Here is a 21201-nt window from a genome sequence, read left to right as displayed (position 1 = left end):
CTGGGCCGGGACATCGACAAGGCCCCGCGAATCGGATTCGCGGGGCCTTGCACTGGTGTCTTACTTCTTGCCGCCGAACAGGCCGCCGAGGATATCGCCGATCCCGCCGCCACTGCTCTGCTGACCGCCGCCGAGCAGGCCGCCCAGGATGTCGCCGAGCCCGCCACCGCCGCCTGCGTTCTTGCCCTTGCCGGCGTTCGCGATCAGACCCATGATGATCGGCGCGAGCACCGGCAGCAGCTTGCCGAAGTCGATCCCGCCCGCCGTCTTCTCGGACGTGGTCAGGGTGCCTGCGACCTCTTTCTCCTTGTCGCCGAACACGTGCTTGACGATCTTCTTGCCGTCCGCCTCGTCGATGTCGTCGATGCTGGATGCGCCGGTGAAGCCCTCGTGGCGGCTCAGTGCCTTCTCGATCGCCGACGAGCCCTCTGCGGTCTCGGCGTTCTTCGCCAGGCCGCCGACGAGCGCCGCGCCGCCCTCTTCGACCGCCTGTCGGGCGATGTCCCGGCTGACGCCGAATCGCTTGGCGATGTCGTCGACCGGCACCTGCTTGAGAATCGCGTCGAGGTCCATGTCTTCCTTCTTCCCCGCGGGCGCCCGCCCGCTCCTGGTGCTCAGGGTAGCGGGCACCTCGTGCACTTCGCAGGGATGCCTGAGCGATTCGATCTAGACTCGACGCATGCGCGCTGCGGAAATCCAGGATGACCTCACTCAGATCCTCGTCACCGAAGAGCAGATCCAAGCGAAGCTCGCCGAGCTGGCGGAACGCGTCGCGGCCGATTACGAGGGCAAGGACCTGGTCCTCGTCGGCGTGCTGAAGGGTGCCGTCATGGTGATGGCCGACTTCGCCCGCGCCCTGCCGTTCCACGCGCCGATGGACTGGATGGCCGTCTCGAGCTACGGCGCCAGCACGAAGTCGAGCGGCGTCGTGCAGATCCGCAAGGACCTCGACACCGACCTGCACGGCAAGCACGTGCTGATCGTCGAGGACATCATCGACTCAGGCCTCACGCTGAGCTGGCTGCTCGAGAACTTCGAGTCCCGCGGTGCGGAGTCCATCGAGGTGCTGGCGCTGCTGCGCAAGCCCGAGGCGGCGAAGGTCGAGATCGACTGCAAGTACGTCGGCTTCGACATCCCCGTCGAGTTCGTCGTCGGCTACGGCCTCGACTACGCCGAGCGCTACCGCAACCTGCGCGACGTGGCCGTGCTCGCCCCGCACGTCTACTCCTGACGCGCACGGCTACGCCGTCGGTGAACGCACAGCGGCCGCCTAGCGGCCTGGCGGTACGCTGAACGCATCATGGATGTCAAGAAGGTCTCCAAGAACCCGCTGATCTACGTTGCGTTGATCGGCGTTCTGCTGTTCGCCGGCTTCCTGCTGATCTCGAACCTGTCCGCGCCGAAGCAGATCACGGTGCAGCAGGGTCTCGAGCTGCTCGACGGCGAGACGGTGACGAAGGTCGTCAACACGGACGGCGACCAGCGGGTCGACCTGACTCTCTCGAAGGAGTTCGAGGGCGCCAAGAACGTCCAGTTCTACTACGTCGAGGCGCGCGCCGACCAGGTCGTAGAGGCGATCGACACGGCGGCACCGAAGGACGGCTTCAACGACGTCGTGCCGCGGGCCACCTGGTTCGACGGTTTCCTCTCGCTGCTTCTGCCGCTGGTGCTGCTGGGCCTGCTGTTCTGGTGGCTGCTCTCGTCGATGCAAGGCGGCGGCAGCAAGGTCATGCAGTTCGGCAAGTCGAAGGCGAAACTCGTCAGCAAGGAGACTCCGACGGTCACCTTCGCCGACGTCGCCGGCGCCGAAGAGGCCATCGAAGAGCTCCACGAGATCAAGGAGTTCCTGCAGGACCCAGCCAAGTTCCAGGCGATCGGCGCCCGCATCCCGAAGGGCGTGCTGCTGTACGGCCCTCCCGGAACCGGAAAGACCCTGCTCGCGCGTGCCGTGGCAGGCGAGGCGGGTGCCCCGTTCTACTCCATCTCGGGTTCGGACTTCGTCGAGATGTTCGTCGGCGTCGGAGCATCCCGCGTGCGCGACCTGTTCACCCAGGCGAAGGAGAACGCCCCGGCGATCATCTTCATCGATGAGATCGACGCCGTCGGCCGCCACCGCGGCGCCGGCATGGGCGGCGGAAACGATGAACGCGAGCAGACGCTGAACCAGATGCTCGTCGAGATGGACGGCTTCGACCCGAACGCGAACGTCATCGTCATCGCCGCGACCAACCGCCCCGACATCCTCGACCCGGCGCTGCTGCGCCCGGGCCGCTTCGACCGCCAGATCGGCGTCGACGCCCCCGACCTGAAGGGCCGCCAGCAGATCCTCGAGGTGCACGCCAAGGGCAAGCCACTCTCGCAGTCGGTCGACCTTGAGGTCGTCGCTCGCAAGACCCCCGGCTTCACCGGTGCAGACCTCGCCAACGTGCTCAACGAGGCTGCGCTGCTTACCGCGCGCTCGAACGCCCAGCTGATCGACAACCGCGCCCTCGATGAGGCCATCGACCGTGTGATCGCCGGCCCGCAGCGCCGCACCCGCGTGATGAAGGACAAGGAGAAGCTCATCACCGCGTACCACGAGGGCGGGCACGCGCTCGCCGCGGCGGCGATGAACTACACCGACCCGGTCACCAAGATCACGATCCTGCCGCGCGGCAAGGCGCTCGGGTACACCATGGTGATGCCCCTGGATGACAAGTACTCCGTCACCCGCAACGAGCTGCAGGATCAGCTCACCTACGCCATGGGCGGCCGCGTCGCCGAGGAGCTCGTCTTCCACGACCCCACCACCGGCGCCTCGAACGACATCGAGAAGGCGACCAGCATCGCCCGCAAGATGGTGATCGAGTACGGCATGACCACCGACCTCGGTCCGGTCAAGCTCGGCTCCGAGGGCGGCGAGCCGTTCGCCGGCCGTGACATGGGCCGCGGACGCGAGTACTCCGAGACGATCGCCGAGCGCGTCGACACCGAGGTGCGCGCACTGATCGAGCAGGCGCACAACGAGGCCTATCAGGTGATCAGCGCGAACCGCGACATCCTCGATCGACTTGCGCTCGCGCTGCTCGAGGAGGAGACCCTCGACCACAACCAGATCGCCGAGATCTTCACCGAGGTGCGCAAGCTCCCCGAGCGCCCGCAGTGGCTCTCCAGCGAGGAGCGTCCGGTGTCGACGGTGCCGCCGATCGAGGTGCCTCGTCGCGCGGATCAGGGCATCGCCGCGACCACACCCGCACAGGGGCCCGCCACTCGCACTTCGGGTGCGCACGCCAGCGGCGGGCAGGCTCGACCGGCGACGGCTTGACGTGGCGGTCGACAGGGATCGCGTCGAACGGCTCACCCGTGAGCTGCTCGAAGCGATCGGCGAGGACCCGGACCGTCCAGGCCTGAAGCAGACCCCAGGCCGAATGGCGGAGCTGTACGCGGAGTTCTTCGCCGGCGTCAGCGAAGACCCCGCCGTGCACCTCGAGCGCACCATCAGTGTCTCGCGGGGGCCGGCGCCCGACACCCTGCCCTCCGGCGCGGTGCTGCTGCGCGACATCCGCTTCCGCTCCGTCTGCGAGCATCACCTGCTGCCGTTCGCCGGCGTCGCCCACCTGGCGTACCTGCCGGGGGAGCAGGTGGTCGGTCTCGGCGCCCTGGTGAAGGTCGTCGAGACCCTCGCCACGCGCCCGCAGGTGCAGGAGCGTCTCGGCGAGCAGATCGCGGATGCCATCGCCGAGAACCTCGACACGCGGGGCGTTCTCGTCGTGCTCGACGCCTCGCACGGGTGCGTGACGATGCGCGGCGGCCGTCAGCCCCTGGCATCCACCGTCACGATCGCCGCGCGCGGCGAGTTCACCGAGCCGACCGCCCGCGCCGAGCTCATCGCGCTGATCGGATCGTCGGCGAGCTCAGGAACCCAATCAGGATCAGGGGCCTGGACATGACTCTGATCTGGGGCATCCTCAACATCACGCCCGACTCGTTCAGCGACGGCGGGCGCTTCACCGACCCCGAGGTCGCGGTGGCGCACGCGCGCCTGCTGCGGGCGCAGGGCGCGGCGATCATCGACGTCGGCGGCGAGTCGACGCGGCCCGGTTCCGATCGGGTGACTCCCGAGGTCGAGCAGGCGCGGGTGCTGCCGGTCGTCGAGGCGCTGACGGATGCCGGAATCGCCACCTCCATCGACACGCTCAACGCCGACACCGCCGTCGCGGCCGTCGCCGCGGGCGCGAGGATCGTCAATGACGTCTCCGGCGGGCTCGCAGACGAGCGGATGCTGTCGGCCGTCGCCGGCCTCGACGCCGACATCGCGATCGGCCACTGGCGCGGCCCGTCATCGGACATGTACGCCAAGGCGCAGTACACGCGTGCGGCGCAGGAGGTGGCATCCGAACTGCGCGAGCGCGTGAGAGCAGCGGCGGCCGCCGGCATCGCGCCGTCGCGCGTGATCGTCGACCCTGGCATCGGCTTCGCGAAGTCGGGCACGCAGAACTGGGACGTGCTGCGGGGGACGGACGAGATCGCTGCGCTCGGGCACCGCGTGCTGATCGGCACGTCGCGCAAGCGCTTCCTCGCCGAAGCGCTCGACGACGCGGTCTCCGGGGCGCTCACTCAGCAGCGTCGCGATCTCGCCACGGCCGTCACCAGCGCGCTCGCCGCCCGGGCGGGAGCATGGGCCGTGCGCGTGCACGACGTCGCCGCCACGAGGGACGCTCTGGCGATCACCGCAGCCTGGGACGGAGCCTGAAATGGACGAGATCTCGCTGACCGGACTGACGGTGTTCGGCTATCACGGCGTCTTCGACCACGAGCGGCGCGACGGGCAGGAGTTCAGGATCGACCTGACGCTCGGGCTCTCGCTGGCCGCTGCCGCGGCATCCGATGACGTCGCCGACACCGTCCACTACGGCGAACTCGCCGATCGCGTCGCCGCGATCGTGGCGGGCGAGCCGGTGAACCTCGTCGAGCGCCTCGCGGCGCGGATCGCGGATGCTGTGCTCGAGGACGACCGGGTGGAGAACGTCACCGTGACGGTGCACAAGCCGCACGCGCCGATCGCCCAGACGTTCTCGGACGTCGCCGTGACCCTGCGCCGAGGACGGTCATGATGGACCGCCGCCTCACGCACCTGCCTGAGATGCCCGACCCGCGCCCGGGGCGGGAGCCCGAAGTCGCCGTCATCGCCCTCGGCTCGAACGAGGGCGACCGCGGCGAGATGCTGCGGGCCGCCGCGGAGCGACTGCGCAGGCTGCCGCTGGTCGAGGACCTGGTGATGTCCGAGCCCATTCAGACCGTTGCCGTCAAGGTCGATGGACCCGACCCCGACGCCCCGCCCTATCTGAACGCGGTCGCGCTGATGACGACCAGGCTGGCGCCACAGGTGCTGCTGGGCATGCTGCACGCCGTCGAAGAGGAGCAGGGGCGGATCCGGCGCGAGCGCTGGGGAGACCGCACGCTCGATCTCGACCTGATCGCCTACGGCGATTTCGCGAGCGACGCGGAGCATCTGCAGGTGCCGCATCCGCGCGCCGCGGAGCGGCTGTTCGTGCTCGAACCCTGGCTGAGCATCGATCCGGACGCCATCCTCCCCGGTGCCGGACGCGTCGACGAACTGGTGCGGAAGCTGAAGGGCGACGCGCTGTGAAGCGCACCTCGGCCGGCGTCCTCGCGGTGCTCGCGCTGCTGGGCGCGGGCGCGGGCTTCGGGTTCAACCATCTGCTCACGGTCACCGGACGGGCGACGTTCACCCCGTCCGGCTTCCTGCCGGTGCTGCTGCTCCTGATCGCCGCGACCGTCTTCCTCCTCGCCTGGCCGGTGCGCCGCAGTGTGCGCGAGGGAACCAGGATCGACCCCTTCCGGGCGCTGCGCGCAGCGAGCCTGGCGCGCGCCTCCAGCCTTCTCGGAGCGATCATGGCCGGATTCGGAGCGGGGCTGCTCGTGTTCCTGCTCAGCCGCCCGGTACCCGCCCCGGTAGGGTCGGTTGTGGCGATGGTCGCCCTCGTCGTCGGCGCGCTGGTGCTGGTCGGGGTCGCGCTCATCGCGGAACAGTTCTGCACTCTGCCGAAGGATCCTGATGACCGACAGCCAGACGCCCCCTCCCAGTGAGCCGACCGCGAACGACGCGTCGGTTCCTCCGGCGCCTGCGGCGACCGCACCCGAGACCTCGCCCGCGCTCGACACCGGAACCTATGAGGCGCTTCGCACCCCGCGCAACCCCGCCGCACTCGCACTCGACGGGTCGTGGCATCAGATCTCACCGCGCTACGTCGTCTCCCAGCTGCTGCAGAACGCCCTCTTCGTGATCGTCGTCGCGGCCGCGATGCTGGTCGTCGCGCTCGGCTTCGATCAGCAGTGGGTGTGGATCCCCGGTGGCGTGGTCATCCTGGTCACGCTCATCACGATGGTGATCCTGCCCCGGCAGGCCAAGGCGATCGGCTACATGCTGCGCGCCGACGACATCGTCTTCCGCCGTGGCATCCTGTGGCAGCGCATGGTCGCGGTGCCCTACGGGCGCCTGCAGCTCGTCGACATCACCCACGGTCCGCTCGATCGCGCGTTCGGCGTCTCGCAATTGAAGATGGTCACCGCCGCGGCCACAACGGGCGTGCAGATCCCCGGTCTCACCCAGGCGGCGGCTGAAGCGCTGCGCGACACCCTGATCGAGGTCGCCGAGACCAGGCGGACCGGCCTGTGAGCACTCCCGCCGCACCCGCGCCGCAGCCTCCGGCAGCATCCGAGACGCTGCCGGACGGCGGTTCGTCCACCCTCGCCGACGGCGAATGGCATCGGATGCACCCGCTCACCCCCCTGTTCAAGGGCGGGCTGGTGCTGATCATCGTCGCGGGCATCGTCATCTCGAACATGCGCGACCGGATCATCAACTTCTTCGTGCAGCAGTTCGCACCTGAAGAGGCGTCGTACATGGAGTACGGCGATTACTCCGGTGACCCGATCGACTGGGTGCTCGCCAACAACCTCATCCTGCTGGCGCTGCTGATCGTCGCCGGAATCGTCATCGTCTTCATCGTCGGCTTCTGGATCGTGTGGCGCTTCCACCAGTTCCGCATCACCGGGTCGCACGTCGAGGTCCGCAAGGGCCTGCTGTTCCGCTCGCAGCGCCGTGCGCCGCTCGACCGCGTCCAGGGCGTGAACCTCACCCGCCCGTTCCCGGCCCGCATCATCGGCCTGGCCAAGATCGAGGTCGTCGGAGCAGGCACCGACTCGAACGTCGACCTGGAATATCTGGCCACGTCGAAGGCCGAGGCCGTCCGCGGCGACATCCTGCGGCTCGCCTCCGGCGCCCGGACCGCACGCCTCGTGGCATCCGGTGCCGTCCCGCCTGCCGGCGCCCCGGCAACGGCACGCGGACAGCTGGTCGGCTCGATGAACGCGGGTGTCTCGGGCCTGATCGAGGGCGTGGATCTCGCCGACGTCGCCCCTGAGAGCGTTGTGAAGATCCCCACCGGCCGGCTCATCGGCTCGCAGCTCGTTTCTGCGGTGCTGTGGGTCCTGTTCTTCGGCGGGCTCTTCGTCTTCACCCTCGGCGCGGCATACTTCGGCATGACCGCCGACGGCGAGAGCGGGCCCGAGATCGTCATCGCGATGATCGGCATCATGCTCGGCATGGGCATCCCGCTGGTGATCGCCGTTGTCGGCATCACCTGGGCGCAGATCTCCAAGTCGCTGCGCTATTCCATCGCACCCACGCCCGATGGCATCCGACTCACCTTCGGCCTGCTGACGACGGTGACCGAGACCCTGCCGCCCGGTCGCATCTTCGCCATCTCGGTCTCGCAGTCGCTGCTGTGGCGGCCGTTCGGATGGTGGGTCGTGCGGATCAACCGCATGTCCGGCAAGTCCGCCGCACAGGCGCAGTCCGGCACCGCGCAGCAGTTCAACATCGTGCTGCCCGTCGGCAAGCGCGCCGACGTCGAACGTGTGCTCGGACTGCTGATCCCGGATGTCACCGCAGAGGAGCTCGCGTACCTGTGGGAGCACGGCGTGCTCGGCGGCAAGGGCGACGATCGGTTCCGCACGGTGCCGCGACGGGCTGCCTGGCGGCACCCGTTCAGCTGGAAGCGGCACGGCTGGACCCTTGCGCGCGGCGGACTGCTGTTGCGCAAGGGATGGATGTGGCGTCAGCTGGCGATCTTCCCGCTCGCACGCATGCAGGGACTCTCGATTTCGCAGGGACCGATCTCGCGCATGCAGAGCGTCGCCTCTATGCAGGTGCACACAGTGACCGGCCCGGTCTCGTCGACCCTGTCGGCGCTGGATCGCGGCGACGCGCAGAGCATGATCGACGAGGTCGCCCGTGCGGCCGTGGATGCCGTCACCAGCGATCAGAGTCATCGCTGGGCCGAGCAGGATCACCGCTGGGACGAGCCGGGCCACCGCCGGGACGAGCCGGGCCACCGCGTGGGAGAGCAGGGCTGACGATGACCGCACCGGGACGACTCGGCGTCGGCATCATCGGGGCGGGAAAGGTCGGCCCGGTCATCGGCGCGGCGCTCGCCGGAGTGGGGCACGCCATCACCGGCATCACCAGCGGCTCGGATGATGATCGCGCCGCGGCGGTGCTGCCCGGGGTGCCGGTGATCGACGCCGAAGAGGTGGTGCGGCGCAGCGAACTGGTCGTGATCGCCGTGCCCCACGCCGAGCTGCCCGGGCTCGTCAAGGGCATCGCCGACATCGGCGGGTGGCAGCTCGGCCAGCTCGTGCTGCACACCGATCCGGGCTACGGAACCGAGGTGCTGCGCCCCGCGGCTGAGCGCGGGGCCATCCCGCTGGCGGTGCATCCGGCGATCACGTTCAACGGCACCTCCGTCGACCTGCGGCAGCTGCAGGCCTCGTTCGCCGGTGTCACGGCGCCGGCCGCCGTGCTGCCCATCGCGCAGGCGCTCGCCGTCGAGATGGGCTGCGAGCCGGTCGTCATCGCCGAGCAGGACCGCGCCGCCTACGCGGAGGCCATCGCCACGGCATCCGAGTTCTCACGCTCGATCGTGCAGCAGGCGACTGGCCTGCTGCGCGGCATCGGCGTCGAGAACCCCGGCGGATACCTATCGGCCTTGGTGTCATCGGCCGTCGAGCGCGCGCTGCGCGACGAATCCGACCCGCTGGCGCTGCCGCCCGGTCTGTAAGTCGCGTGGCGCGTGGCGCTCAGCGCCCGCCGGAGAACCCGCCGCCTCCGCCGCCGCCCGAGAACCCGCCTCCGGTCGATCCGCCGGACGAGCTCGACGACGGCGAGTAGGTCGCGGCCGAGCGCACGGTCGATGAATACGTCGAAAGCCGCGAGCCGATCGAGACGCCCGCGGCCGTGTCGATCCACCTCGGACCGTAGCCGCTGTCGGAGTAGGCCGTCGCGAGCACCGAGCTCCAGCTCTTCTCCTCGCCGAACAGCATCGCGTAGGGCAGCAGCTTCTCGTACAGGTGCACCACGTCGACCGTGCCGTCGCTGCGCCGCTCGGCCCCCTGATACGACTGCAGCATGCGCAGGCGGTCGGCCTCGGCCACGCGGATGAACTCCTTCACGCCGAGCAGGTGCTCTTGCTGCTCAGCACCGGATCGCGTGAACACCGTGTGCCTGCTGAACGCCGCGAAGCAGGTGATCAGCACGATCACGAAAGTGAAGATGACGGCCACAACCCCCAGCGGCAGCAGATCGCGGTCGTGTGTCGCGGCCCAGATGAACAGCACGAACGCCGCGACGAGCAGCGCCACCGCACCCCAGGCGAAGCCGACCGCCGCGCGGCTGCGCTCCTTCGTCGTCCATCCGCGCGCGGCTGCCTCCTTCGCGCCCTTGCTCACCAGCTTCGCCATTCGCTTCGCGAACTTGGTGCTCTTACGAGGGATCGTCCGCATGGTGCGCTCACCGCCCACGACCGCATCCACCATCGCCCGATCCAGAGGCGTCACAGCGGCTTCTCGATCGAGCCGGCGCACCACCGGACGGTCGCTGCCGGGTTCGTCCTCCAGACGGATCGCGCCGCCCACCGCCAGATGCACGAGCTGGGCCGGAACCGGGTTCGGCGCCCCGGGGATCAGCGGCGCCGCGACCAGCGGCGGCATGTCGGAGGGCACGTCGAACTGCGCCACGACGATGCCGGTCGCCGTGCGGCGTCGCCGCACGAACATGCCGATGGATGCCCAGGCGCCGACCGCGGCGACGACCGAGGCCCCGCCGAGCGCGGCTGGTCCGAAGTCGGCCAGTGCGTCCGGCTCGCGGGCCGCAGGCTGGACGACAGTGCCCGCCTCGAACCCGATCGCGACGGTCACGCCGTCGCCCGCCGCGCGCTCGCCGGAGGTGACCGTGAAGACCTGTGCGCCGCCCTCCGAGCGAGGCCCGTCGAGCGTGCAGGTGTCCGTGCTGCCCTGCCGGCCCTGGTAGCAGGCCGTATCGCCGGTGAGCGCGTCCACGAGAGCGCCGTCGAACGCGATGTCGGCGTTGAAGCGCCCGATGTCCTGCGTGCTCGTCAGCGGCAGCAGGTCCCAGTAGAACTCGTCGTTGCCCGATTCGGATCCGGTGACCATGAAGTCGCGCATCGTGTACTCGATCACGTAGGTGGTCGAGCCTCGCACGTAGTCGTCGGTGCCGGTGAGCACGTACAGCGTGCCATCCTCGGACTCGGTCTCGAAGGGCACGTCGCCGCCGTCAGCATCCCTCACCGCGACGATGTCCAGGCTGAGGCCGGCGCCCTCGTACCGCTCGGGGTATCCGCGCACGATGCCCTTGTTCTGATCGAAGTCCGGAAACTCCGCCACGACGGTCTCGGTGACGCGCGCGACCGCGCGGCCCTCGCCGTCGAGCGAGATGTCGTATCGGGCATCCCATGACGAGTATGAGAAGTCGTCGACGTCGGCGGATGCGGCGGATGCGGGAAGCAGCGCGGCGGTCAGCAGGCCGAGCATGATCGTCAGGACGGTGGCGAATCGGCGCATGGTCAGAAGGCTAGCCTGCGTCATGCACGGCTCGGGGACACCGGGGGCCCGCCGGTAGACTGGAGGCGACTTTCTTCAAGGAGCCCCACCCATGACTGACGCGTCTGCGCCGACCGCCGCCCCTGCCGAGCTGGAAGACGACGTCTTCGAGCAGAAGGCCGTGCGCCTCGCGAAGCGCGAGAAGCTGATCGCGAGCCGATCGGATGCCGGTGGCGGGGCGTTCCCGGTGGCGGTGCCCGTCACCCACAGCATCCCGGCGCTGCGCGCCGAGTACGGCGAGCTCGAGCCGGGAGCTGAGACGGGTGTCGTCGTCGGCATCGCCGGCCGCATCGTCTTCAGCCGCAACACGGGCAAGCTGTGCTTCGCGACGCTCCAGGCCGGCGACGGCTCGCGCATCCAGGCGATGGTGTCGCTGGCGAACGTCGGCGACGAGTCGCTGGCGGCGTGGAAGGAGCTCATCGACCTCGGCGACCACGTGTTCGTGCACGGCGAGGTCATCTCCAGCCGTCGCGGCGAGCTGTCGGTGATGGTCGACGAGTGGCAGATCGCATCGAAGGCGATCCTGCCGCTGCCCAACGTCTACGGCGACCTCAGCGAGGAGACGCGGGTGCGCAGCCGCTTCCTCGATCTGATCGTGCGCGACCAGGCCCGCGCCACCGTGCGCGCCCGCGCGGCGGTCAACGCGAGCCTGCGCAGCACCTTCACCTCGCACGAGTACCTCGAGGTCGAGACGCCCATGCTGCAGGTGCAGCACGGCGGGGCATCCGCTCGCCCCTTCATCACGCATTCGAACGCCTTCGACACCGAGCTCTTCCTGCGCATCGCGCCGGAGCTGTACCTGAAGCGCGCCGTCGTCGGCGGCATCGAGCGCGTCTTCGAGATCAACCGCAATTTCCGCAATGAGGGAGCCGATTCCACGCACAGCCCCGAGTTCGCGATGCTCGAGGCGTACCAGGCGTACGGCGACTACAACCAGATGGCCTCGCTGACGCAGGAGCTGGTGCAGAACGCCGCCGTCGCGGTTGCCGGCTCCACGACGGTGACCTGGGCCGACGGCACCGAGTACGACCTCGGCGGCGAATGGGACCGCGTCTCGATGTACGACTCGCTCTCGGCGGCATCCGGTCGCACGGTCACCCCGCAGGACCCGGTCGAGGACCTCATCGCGTTCGCCGAGGCGAACGGCGTAGATGTCCCCCCGCACCCCACGCACGGCAAGCTCGTCGAGGAGCTGTGGGAGCACTTCGTGAAGGTCGACCTGGTCCGTCCGACCTTCGTGATGGACTTCCCTATCGACACCTCGCCGCTGGTGCGCGAGCACCGCTCGATCGGCGGTGTCGTCGAGAAGTGGGATCTGTACGTCCGCGGCTTCGAGCTGGCGACGGGGTACTCCGAGCTGGTCGATCCGGTCATCCAGCGCGAGCGCTTCGTCGAGCAGGCGAAGCTCGCGGCGCGCGGTGACGTCGAGGCCATGCCGGTCGATGAGGAGTTCCTGCGCGCTCTCGAGCACGGTATGCCGCCGTCGGGTGGCATGGGAATGGGCATCGACCGCCTGCTGATGGCGATCACCGGTCTCGGCATCCGCGAGACCATCCTGTTCCCGCTCGTCAAGTAAGGGCTCGGGTCCACTTCAGCACTCGGGTCCTCTTCAGCACTCAGGCCCACTTCAGCACTCAGGCCCGCTTCAGCACTCAGGCCCGCTTCAGGGCCCATTCCGGCAGCACCGCGGCCGAGAGCATGGTCGAGATGAGCGACGCCATGCTGTGCTCGGGCTCGATCGACAGCGCCTGATCCACGTACTCACCGGCGTGCGTCGAGCGGCCAAGCGCCCATGACAGCCACGCGGCCGCGGTGAGTGCTCCTGCCTTGGCGTGCCGCGGTGCGCGGGACACCGCCGAGCGGACGACCTGCAGCGCGCAGCCCAGCCGATCCGCGTCGGGTCGCGGCCCGCGCCCGAGAAACACCTGCCCCACGGCATCCGGAATTCCGTCGCCCGAGGTCGAGAAGTTCAACTGCGCATCCAGCGCGCGCTGGCCGAAGGTCAGATCGGTCGCCCACTGCACGAGAATCGCATCGCGCAGCGCCGGCCGCTGAAGGCACCAGAGGAGAGCGGCGCACGTGTAGGCGTCGTCGTCGGATGGTGCATCGAGCAGTGCTTCGGCGAAGCAGGGCAGGTCGTCGAGAAGCTCGTCCGCCGTCATCAGCGCCAGTGGGCTCTCACCGGTGCTCACGTGCGCGCTGCCGCGCTGATGCCGCTCCATGACGTCCTCGAGATCGCGCAGCGCCCGCCCGACCATCTCGCGTTCGACCAGGTCACTCGGCGGCAGCGCGGCGCCGGCGAGCTGGTCGCCGCTGACATCGCCGATGCCCGGCACATCGGGGGCAGCAGGGATGTCGGCGAGCGGATGCACGACGGGCTCGTCATCGAGGTAGTCGGACCAGCCGTGAGGAGTCACGCACAGCGCTTCGACGACGTGCATGCCCGTCTGTGCGCAGACGGCGAGCAGGGCCTCGGCGGTGGTCAGGTGCGGCAGCAGGACGCCGTCGGGGATCGGCTGCGCGGCATCGTCGGTGTAGACGATGAAGGCGACCGCATCGACCCCTGGCACCTGGAGCAGAGCCTGCAGCGCGACTCCGGCGAACGCATCGGGCTCGACTTCGTCGTCGGGCAGGTCGATGCGCATCGCGCCCTGCGTTCGGGTGCTGTGGAAAGGCAGCATCACGAGGCTCTGCCGTGGAGTGAAGCCGGCGAGAGCCGGGACGAGGCCGAGGAACTCGGCGGGATCTGTGGCGTGGATGATCGTGGTCATGTGCCGAGTGTGGTCAGCCGGGCGGACGCCCAGGGGCGCGATCCCGGTCACTGTGCACAACCCGACCGATCGGGCTTCCTGTGCAGGACGAGTCCACAGCTGCGGGGCGTAGCATGGAGGTGTGGACAACTTCTGGATCGCGGCAGCATGGTCGATTCTGCCGACCATCGGCGTGAGCGTCGTCTTCGTGATCGTGCTGCGCGGCATCCTGCGCTTCGACCGGACCGAGCGGAAGGTGCACGCCCAGATCGAGGCCGAGGAACGCGCTGCGCGCGGACTTCCGCCCCGCTCCTGAGCCGACTCCTTCCCCGGTCCTGACCGATCGCCCGTCCCGAATCCGACGGCGTCCTCCTCGCCGCCACGCAGTTGCCGCGGAACGTCGTCACCTCCCGCTACGCTGATCCCTAGCGAAGGGACGGGGGTGCGTCGGTGAACATGCAGGCGTGGCCCTGGTGGGCGGTTCTCGCATACGTCATCGTCGACATCACCGTCCGCATCGTCGCCGTCGTCATCGTTCCTCGCAACCGCAAGCCGACCTCGGCCATGGCCTGGCTGCTGGCGATCTTCTTCATCCCGGTGCTCGGCGTACTGCTGTTCCTGCTGATCGGCAATCCCAAGCTTCCGCGTGCGCGGCGCCGCAAGCAGGAGCGCATCAACGCGTACATCACAGACAGCGCCAGCCACCTGAACTTCGGCACGCTGCGACCGAACGCCCCCGAGTGGTTCCCCCCGCTGGTCGTGATGAACCAGCACCTCGGTGCGCTCCCTCTCTCAGGCGACAACGGCGCACATCTGATCAGCGACTACCAGGAGTCGCTCGACGCGATGGCCGACGAGATCCGCACCGCGCAGGACTACGTGCACGTCGAGTTCTACATCCTGCAGGCCGACGTCTCGACCGACAACTTCTTCCGCGCCATGGAGGAGGTCGCTGCGCGCGGCATCCCCGTGCGGGTGCTGATGGACTACTGGGCCAACAGATGGAAGCCCAGGTACCGTGAGACGCTGCGCCGGCTGGACGACATGGGCGCCGACTGGCACGTGATGCTGCCCGTGCGGCCGCTGCGCGGTCGCATCCAGCGCCCCGACCTGCGCAACCACCGCAAGCTGCTCGTGATCGACGGCCGGGTCGGCTTCCTCGGCTCGCAGAACATCACCGACTCGTCGTACAACCTGCCCAAGAACATCCGGCAGGGTCTGCACTGGGTCGACCTCATGGTGCGCGTCGACGGGCCCGTCGTCTCGAGCCTGAACGCCGTGTTCCTCAGCGACTACTACGCTGAGACCGATCGGGTGCCCGAGGGAATCGATATCACCAGAGTCGAATCCGGCGAGGGCGACCTGGACTGCCAGGTCGTGCCATCCGGCCCCGGGTTCGAAGCCGAGAACAACCTGCGCCTGTTCCTCGGCCTGCTGTATGCGGCCAACGACCGCATCATGATGGTCAGCCCCTACTTCGTGCCGGATGAGGCGCTGCTGCTCGCCGTCACGGCCGCCGTCGACCGCGGGGTGAAGGTGGAGCTGTTCGTGTCGGAGCAGGGCGATCAGGCGATGGTCTACCACGCGCAGCGCAGCTATTACGAGGCGCTGCTGCGCGCCGGTGTGCGGATCTGGATGTATCCGAAGCCGTACATCCTGCACACCAAGAGCCTGACGATCGACGACCAGGTCGCGGTCATCGGTTCGAGCAACATGGACATGCGCTCGTTCGGCCTCAACATGGAGGTCTCCATGCTCGTCCGCGGCGAGGAGTTCGTCGACGAGATGCGCGTGCTCGAAGACGAGTACCGCGCGCTCAGCCGCGAGCTGACACTGGACGAGTGGATGCAGCAGCCGCTGCGCTCGACCGTGCTCGACAACCTGGCGCGCCTGACGTCCGCGCTGCAGTGAGCGTGGGCCGCAGCTGGGTCTGTGGACAGCGCAGGCGCCCCGGTACCCTGTGATCATGACCACTTCTCGACTGCGTCTGGCACTGGCCGCCCTCGCGATCGCCGGCGCGACGCTGCTCGTGGCGGGCTGCACGGCTTCGCCCGCTTCTCCCGCTCCCACGAGCTCGGCGGACACCGACGACGCTCCCGCGCCCGGCGATGACGTGATCGCGGATGATGTCGAGCTCGCCTGGCTGGACGGCGGACGCGGATTCGCCGTCGTCACCTGGGGCTCGTCGAGCTGCGTGCCCATGGTCGACGCCGTCGGCGCCGACGGGCAGAACGTCACCGTGACCCTCGTGAACGGCGACGAGAAGGCCTGCACCGACGATCTGGTGCCGCGCGCGCTGTTCGTCGCGATGCCCGAGGGCGTGGACGTGAAGAAAGACGTCGAGGTGGCCGTCGAGTACGGCGGGCGCACCGCGGACGTCGACCTGGATGCGCTCGCCGAGGCGCCCGGCGCGGCGGGCGATCAGACGCCCTCCGCCGGCTGGTTCGAGGACGACGGCATCGCGCTGCTGACGTGGGGCTCGTCGACGTGCCCGCCCGTGGTGATCGACGTCGAACAGTCGGATGCCGGCGCCACGGTCACGTTCGACACCGTCGACCGCGTGTGCACCATGGACTACGTGCCCCGGGTGACGACGATCACGATCCCGGAAGAGCACGATGGCGGCCCGTTCGAGCTGACCCTCGTCGGCGACAACCTGGACGGCACCGTCTCCGTGATGGGCTGAGCCGGGCCACCTGCTCCAGCAGACCGCGCGCCTCAGAAGCGCGAGACGTCGTGCCCTGCAGGCAGGACGATGCGCAGCGCGCGCTGCTCGATGCGGCAGTACATGCGCACGGCGGCGCCGAACTCGTCGCCGTCGAGCTCGATCGACGTCGGCGCGACCATGGCCGTCTCGGCGGTGCGGCCGACACGGTAGCGGATCGAGGCATCCCGGCCGCGGCGCTCCAGCACCAGCCGACCCGCCCGAGTGCGGCGCAGCACGGAGTTGTCCCACCAGATCTTGCGCCACAGGCCCAGCCAGCCCAGCGGGCCGGTCGGCTGGATCACGGCGATGTCCATCTGGCCGTCGTCGAGCGAGGCATCCGGCATGAGCGCGATGCCGGCGGGAAGAGCGCCGCAGTTCGCGAACAGCATGCTCTGCACCTTCGTGGAGTGCAGCCTGCCGTCGTCGACCTGGAACACCACCCGGAACGGCTTCGCCCCGGGCAGTGAGCGCGCGGCGCCGTCGAGGTACGCCACCCAGCCGACGGACTTCTTCAGATCCGGGCTGGTGTTGGCGATCATGTCAGCATCCAGGCCCATGCCGGCGAGCACGACGAAGCCGTGCTCGTCCTCGGTGCCGTCCGGGCGCGTCAGTCGCGCCCAGCCGATGTCGACCCCATGCGTGATCCCGGTGAAGACGGCTTCCATCATGGCCATGGGCTGCGTCAGCGGCAGCTCCAGGTTGCGTGCGAAGAGATTGCCGGTGCCGCCAGGAACGACCGCGAACGGCACGCCGCTGCCGGCCATCGCCTCGGCGACGGCACGCACCGTGCCATCGCCGCCGGCGACGAGCACCGCGGCGGCGCCGGCCTCGAGAGCGGTTCGGGTGATTGCGGTCCCCGGATCGTCGATGCTCGTCTCGTAGAACCGCGGGGGTGCCCAGTCGTGCTGGGCGGAGAGCGCGGTCAGCGCGGTGCGCAGGCGCTTGGCATCCACCTTCACGGGATTGAGGACGAGCGCTGCGTGCCTCTGCTCGCTCTCGGATGCCACCATGCCGCCACTCTAGGGCCGGATGCGCACCTGATGCCTCATCGCGGGTGCGGTGCAGGCGTACGTGTCGGGAGTCGCCGCGCGGTCGCTGGATAGACTTGCACAATGATCGATCTCGCCCTTCTCCGTGACGAGCCCGAGCTCGTCCGACGCTCACAGATCGCGCGCGGAAACGCGCCCGAAACCGTCGACGCGGCGATCGAATCCGATCGATCGCGTCGCACTGCGCTGACCGCGTTCGAAGAGCTGCGTGCGGAGCAGAACGCCTTCGGCAAGACGGTGGCGAAGGCTCCTAAGGAGGAGAAGGCGGCTCTCGTCGCGCAGGCCAAGCAGCTGGCCGATCGCGTCAAGCAGGCCCAGCAGGCTGCGAACGAGGCGGCTGAGGCCGCGGCATCCGCTCTCGAGCGCATCGAGAACGTCATCATCGACGGCGTTCCCGCCGGCGGCGAGGAGGACTTCGTCGAGCTGCGCCGCGTCGGCGACATCCCCACCTACGACTTCGAGCCGCGCGATCACCTCGAGCTGGGCGAAATGCTCGGCGCCATCGACATGGAGCGCGGCGCGAAGGTGTCGGGCGCGCGCTTCTACTTCCTGAAGGGCGTCGGCGCGCGCCTCGAGATCGCGCTGATGAACCTGGCGCTCGACAAGGCTCTCGCCAACGGCTTCACGCCGATGATCGTTCCGACGCTGGTGCGTCCGGAGATCATGCAGGGCACCGGATTTCTCGGCGAGCACGCCGACGAGGTCTACCACCTCGACAAGGACGATCTGTACCTGGTCGGCACCAGCGAGGTGCCTCTGGCCGGCTACCACAAGGACGAGATCCTCGATCTGGATGCCGGTGCGCACCGCTACGCGGGATGGTCGACCTGCTATCGCAGCGAGGCGGGCTCCTACGGCAAGGACACGCGCGGCATCATCCGAGTGCACCAGTTCAACAAGCTCGAGATGTTCGTCTACACGACGCCGGCGGATGCCGAGGCTGAGCACGACCGGCTCGTCGCGCTGCAGGAGGAGATGCTCACCTCGCTCGGGCTGTCGTACCGCGTGATCGACGTCGCCGCGGGGGACCTGGGCTCCAGCGCCGCCCGGAAGTTCGACATCGAGGCGTGGGTGCCCACGCAGGGTGCGTTCCGCGAGCTGACCTCGACCTCGAACTGCACCACCTACCAGGCCCGCAGGCTCGACGTGCGCTACCGGCCGGAAGAGGGCGGCAAGACCGCGAACGTCGCGACGCTGAACGGCACGCTCGCGACGACTCGCTGGATTGTCGCGCTGCTCGAGACGCACCAGCAGGCCGATGGCTCGGTGACGGTGCCGGAGGTGCTGCGTCCGTACCTCGGGGGGATGGACGTGCTGCGTCCGGTGGGATGGACCGCGGGATCGGATGCTGATTCGGTTGTCGCATCGGATGCCGCCGAGCAGGGAACCGAGTGACCGCCCGCGGGCTCGTCGGCCTCGACATCGACGGAACCATCATCCTGCCGGACGAGACGCCCAGCCCCGGTGTTCTCGACGCGGTCACCGAGGTGCGCGAGGCCGGCTACGAGGTCATGCTCGCCACGGGCCGCAGTTGGGCCGGAACGCGGCACATCGAGGAGATGCTCGGCTTGACCGCGGAGTACGCGGTGTGCTCGAACGGAGCCGTCACGATGCGTCGGGTGGATGGCGAGTGGCAGCGCTGGCATGTCGAGGTGTTCGACCCCGCACCCGTGCTCAAGCTGCTCGCCGAGCGACTGCCCGATGCCAACTACATGGTCGAGCTCGGCACCGGTGAGCGCCTGTTCACGAAGCACCTGGACGACTGGACGCTGGACGGCGGTCGGCAGGTGGGGTTCGACGAGCTCGGTGCGACGCCGGTCTCGCGCATCGTCGTCGTCTCGCCTCAGCACGATGAGGCCGACTTCGAGCGTGTGGTCGCCGAGGCTGGGCTGAATGAGGTCTCGTATGCCATCGGCTGGACCGCATGGCTCGACATCGCACCGCAGGGCGTCGACAAGGGCACCGCGCTGGAGCGGGTGCGCGGGCAGCTGGATCTGCCGCACGACCGGGTCTTCGTCGCCGGCGACGGCCGCAACGATCTCGGCATGTTCGCCTGGGCGCTGTTCGGCGGCGGCCGAGCTGTCGCGATGGGGCAGGCCGTCGACGAGGTGCAGCGCGTCGCCGGCGAGCTGACCGGCGTCGTCGAGGACGGCGGCCTGACGACGGCACTGCGTACCCTGCTCTGAGCACCCTGCACTGAGCACCCTGCTCTGAGCACGGCGTTGCCGAAGGGCATCCCAGGGTCTGCCCAGGTGCCGACGTCAGAATGGGACGTCGAGGAATTCGCATCCGAGCGGATGCGGATAGACTCTTCCCTTGATCGGCCGACACGAATCGGCCGATGGAGGGTTGTCCGAGCGGCCGATGGAGCTGGTCTTGAAAACCAGTGGGCAGAGATGTCCCGTGGGTTCGAATCCCACACCCTCCGCACTTCCTGAGAGGCACTGAGTGAGCGAGTCCAGCAAGCGTCGACCCGTTGCGCGCCATGGCCAGTTGAAGTCGCCGACCGCTGTCGGCCAGCTGCTGAAGCTGATCGGCGTCGCGCTCGCCGTCCTCCTTGTCAGCGGCGTCGGCGTCGTCGGATATGTCGTCGGAGGGCTCACCGGCACTGTCAGCGCGAACGCCGTCGAGCTCGACGGGCAGAAGGAGCTCCCGCCGGACATCGCAGCGTACGAGGGCGGATTCGACATCCTGCTGACGGGGGTCGACTCCTGCGAAGAGAAGTACTCCCACCTGTTCGGGGAGCGCTGCGAGGATCGCACCGGCGATGCCACCCTCAACGACGTGAACCTGCTGGTGCACGTGTCGGCCGAGCCGCGCCGCATCACGGCGGTCAGCTTCCCGCGAGACCTGATGCTGCCGATTCCGGAGTGCACCGACATCAACGGCAGCACCTCGTCGGCGATGAGCAAGCAGCCGCTCAACGTCGCCTACGGGCACGGCGGCGAGAAGGGTGGCCTGAACTGCGTCGCCAAGACGATCTCGGAGCTCACGGGTGAGGACATCGAGTTCGCCGCCAAGGTCACCTTCGGCGGTGTGATCGAGATCACGGATGCCATCGGTGGCGTCGAGGTCTGCCTGGCGAGCCCGATCAAGGACAAGTACACCGGCCTCGACATGGCCGCCGGCAACCACACCGTGCAGGGCCTTCAGGCGCTGCAGTTCCTGCGCACCCGCAAGGGCGTCGGCGACGGCTCGGACCTCGGACGCATCGGCAACCAGCAGCAGTACATGTCGAGCCTGGCGCGCAAGATGATCAGCGGCGAGGTGCTCGGCAATGTGCCGGTCATGCTGAAGCTCGCCGACACGGGACTCAGCAATATCGAGGCGTCCACCTCGCTGGCCGATCCGATGAAGATCGTGCAGATCGCGCTCGCCGTGAAGAGCGTGCCGTTCAAGGACATCGTGTTCGTGCAGTATCCGACCGGCAGCGACCCCGACAACCCGAACAAGGTCGTGCCGAACTACGAGGCCGCGACGGCGCTGTGGGACGCGATCTCGGCGAACAAGCAGCTGCAGATCACGCACAAGAACACCAGCAACGACGGCGTCGTCGTGAAGGACCCGGTCGAGGGCGAGACGCCCGCGCCGGCCGACACCGCCAGCCCCGATGCGACTGCAGCACCCGAGCCCACCGAGGTCGCCGAACTGCCGGACTCGATCAAGGGCAACTCGGCCGCGGTCCAGACGTGCTCGAACGGCAACGTCCGCGGTTGACGCGGTGTTGCCGGGC

21 protein-coding genes and 1 tRNA gene are annotated in these 21201 nt (G+C 68.8%); 18 read left to right on the top strand and 4 right to left on the bottom strand.

All coding sequences use genetic code 11. From position 1 onward, the window contains the following. Positions 1–60 precede the first annotated feature (60 nt). The gene (locus ACQUSX_RS07475) at positions 61–573 is read right to left on the bottom strand and encodes a DUF937 domain-containing protein (protein ID WP_428906316.1); all 513 of its coding nucleotides are present in this window, start codon (positions 571–573) and stop codon (positions 61–63) included. Positions 574–679: 106 nt separating this feature from the next. On the opposite strand from ACQUSX_RS07475, the gene hpt reads away from it, so the two are divergent. From hpt to ACQUSX_RS07425, 10 genes are all read left to right on the top strand, one after another. Then, positions 680–1231 (top strand): hypoxanthine phosphoribosyltransferase, encoded by a 552-nt coding sequence (hpt, locus tag ACQUSX_RS07470; protein ID WP_428906315.1) that lies wholly within the window; start codon positions 680–682, stop codon positions 1229–1231. 69 nt (positions 1232–1300) lie between these two features. Then, positions 1301–3304, top strand: a complete 2004-nt coding sequence (gene ftsH, locus ACQUSX_RS07465) for an ATP-dependent zinc metalloprotease FtsH (protein WP_428906314.1) — start codon at positions 1301–1303, stop codon at positions 3302–3304. Position 3305: 1 nt separating this feature from the next. Beyond that, positions 3306–3929 carry a GTP cyclohydrolase I gene (gene folE / locus ACQUSX_RS07460; RefSeq protein WP_428906313.1) on the top strand — a complete coding sequence of 208 codons (624 nt, stop codon included), beginning with the start codon at positions 3306–3308 and terminating at the stop codon, positions 3927–3929. After that, positions 3926–4732 (top strand): dihydropteroate synthase, encoded by an 807-nt coding sequence (gene folP, locus ACQUSX_RS07455; RefSeq protein WP_428906312.1) that lies wholly within the window; start codon positions 3926–3928, stop codon positions 4730–4732. Before folE ends, folP begins: the two co-directional genes overlap by 4 nt. A 1-nt stretch (position 4733) precedes the next feature. After that, on the top strand, positions 4734–5093 hold the full coding sequence (folB, locus tag ACQUSX_RS07450) for a dihydroneopterin aldolase (protein WP_428906311.1): 360 nt from the start codon (positions 4734–4736) through the stop codon (positions 5091–5093). Beyond that, positions 5093–5629 carry a 2-amino-4-hydroxy-6-hydroxymethyldihydropteridine diphosphokinase gene (gene folK, locus ACQUSX_RS07445; RefSeq protein WP_428907611.1) on the top strand — a complete coding sequence of 179 codons (537 nt, stop codon included), beginning with the start codon at positions 5093–5095 and terminating at the stop codon, positions 5627–5629. Before folB ends, folK begins: the two co-directional genes overlap by 1 nt. After that, positions 5626–6090 (top strand): DUF3180 family protein, encoded by a 465-nt coding sequence (locus ACQUSX_RS07440; protein ID WP_428906310.1) that lies wholly within the window; start codon positions 5626–5628, stop codon positions 6088–6090. The genes folK and ACQUSX_RS07440 overlap by 4 nt, the downstream gene beginning before the upstream one ends. Continuing rightward, positions 6059–6679, top strand: a complete 621-nt coding sequence (locus tag ACQUSX_RS07435; protein WP_428906309.1) for a PH domain-containing protein — start codon at positions 6059–6061, stop codon at positions 6677–6679. Before ACQUSX_RS07440 ends, ACQUSX_RS07435 begins: the two co-directional genes overlap by 32 nt. Then, positions 6676–8421, top strand: a complete 1746-nt coding sequence (locus tag ACQUSX_RS07430) for a PH domain-containing protein (RefSeq protein WP_428906308.1) — start codon at positions 6676–6678, stop codon at positions 8419–8421. The genes ACQUSX_RS07435 and ACQUSX_RS07430 overlap by 4 nt, the downstream gene beginning before the upstream one ends. Positions 8422–8423: 2 nt before the next feature. Continuing rightward, entirely contained in the window at positions 8424–9125 is a 702-nt protein-coding gene (locus ACQUSX_RS07425; RefSeq protein ID WP_428906307.1) for a DUF2520 domain-containing protein, read from the top strand. Positions 9126–9144: 19 nt separating this feature from the next. Here ACQUSX_RS07425 and ACQUSX_RS07420 read toward each other — a convergent pair whose 3' ends face one another. Beyond that, entirely contained in the window at positions 9145–10923 is a 1779-nt protein-coding gene (locus ACQUSX_RS07420) for a DUF2207 domain-containing protein (RefSeq protein WP_428906306.1), read from the bottom strand. A gap of 91 nt (positions 10924–11014) precedes the next feature. Between ACQUSX_RS07420 and lysS the strand changes: the two genes are divergently transcribed. Next, positions 11015–12538, top strand: coding sequence for a lysine--tRNA ligase (lysS, locus tag ACQUSX_RS07415; RefSeq protein ID WP_428906305.1), 1524 nt, complete (start codon positions 11015–11017; stop codon positions 12536–12538). A 76-nt stretch (positions 12539–12614) separates the two neighbouring features. Here lysS and ACQUSX_RS07410 read toward each other — a convergent pair whose 3' ends face one another. After that, positions 12615–13733, bottom strand: a complete 1119-nt coding sequence (locus ACQUSX_RS07410) for a DUF4192 family protein (protein WP_428906304.1) — start codon at positions 13731–13733, stop codon at positions 12615–12617. Between the two features lie 121 nt (positions 13734–13854). On the opposite strand from ACQUSX_RS07410, the gene ACQUSX_RS07405 reads away from it, so the two are divergent. From ACQUSX_RS07405 to ACQUSX_RS07395, 3 genes are all read left to right on the top strand, one after another. Further along, complete coding sequence (locus ACQUSX_RS07405; protein ID WP_428906303.1) at positions 13855–14028, top strand: hypothetical protein; 174 nt, start codon at positions 13855–13857, stop codon at positions 14026–14028. A 140-nt stretch (positions 14029–14168) separates the two neighbouring features. Further along, a complete protein-coding gene (gene cls / locus ACQUSX_RS07400; RefSeq protein ID WP_428907610.1) occupies positions 14169–15623 on the top strand; it encodes a cardiolipin synthase in 1455 nt (484 codons plus the stop codon). Positions 15624–15678: 55 nt separating this feature from the next. After that, positions 15679–16398, top strand: a complete 720-nt coding sequence (locus ACQUSX_RS07395; RefSeq protein WP_428906302.1) for a hypothetical protein — start codon at positions 15679–15681, stop codon at positions 16396–16398. Positions 16399–16430: 32 nt separating this feature from the next. On the opposite strand, the gene ACQUSX_RS07390 is transcribed toward ACQUSX_RS07395, so the two are convergent. Continuing rightward, on the bottom strand, positions 16431–17429 hold the full coding sequence (locus ACQUSX_RS07390; RefSeq protein ID WP_428906301.1) for a diacylglycerol/lipid kinase family protein: 999 nt from the start codon (positions 17427–17429) through the stop codon (positions 16431–16433). A gap of 102 nt (positions 17430–17531) precedes the next feature. Here ACQUSX_RS07390 and serS point away from each other — a divergent pair, with 102 nt between their 5' ends. From serS to ACQUSX_RS07370, 4 genes are all read left to right on the top strand, one after another. After that, positions 17532–18863: a serine--tRNA ligase gene (gene serS / locus ACQUSX_RS07385; RefSeq protein ID WP_428906300.1), complete on the top strand. Its 1332-nt coding sequence runs from the start codon at positions 17532–17534 to the stop codon at positions 18861–18863. Continuing rightward, positions 18860–19654 (top strand): HAD family hydrolase, encoded by a 795-nt coding sequence (locus ACQUSX_RS07380; protein WP_428906299.1) that lies wholly within the window; start codon positions 18860–18862, stop codon positions 19652–19654. Before serS ends, ACQUSX_RS07380 begins: the two co-directional genes overlap by 4 nt. Positions 19655–19811: 157 nt before the next feature. Further along, positions 19812–19896 (top strand) — tRNA-Ser (locus tag ACQUSX_RS07375). A gap of 20 nt (positions 19897–19916) precedes the next feature. Next, positions 19917–21185, top strand: a complete 1269-nt coding sequence (locus ACQUSX_RS07370) for an LCP family protein (protein ID WP_428906298.1) — start codon at positions 19917–19919, stop codon at positions 21183–21185. Positions 21186–21201: the final 16 nt, after the last annotated feature.

This window comes from Microbacterium alcoholitolerans (assembly GCF_050408615.1).
In the GTDB taxonomy this organism is placed as follows: domain Bacteria; phylum Actinomycetota; class Actinomycetes; order Actinomycetales; family Microbacteriaceae; genus Microbacterium.
Note: the sequence above shows the minus strand (reverse complement) of the source record. Positions and strands in the feature narration are given on the sequence as shown.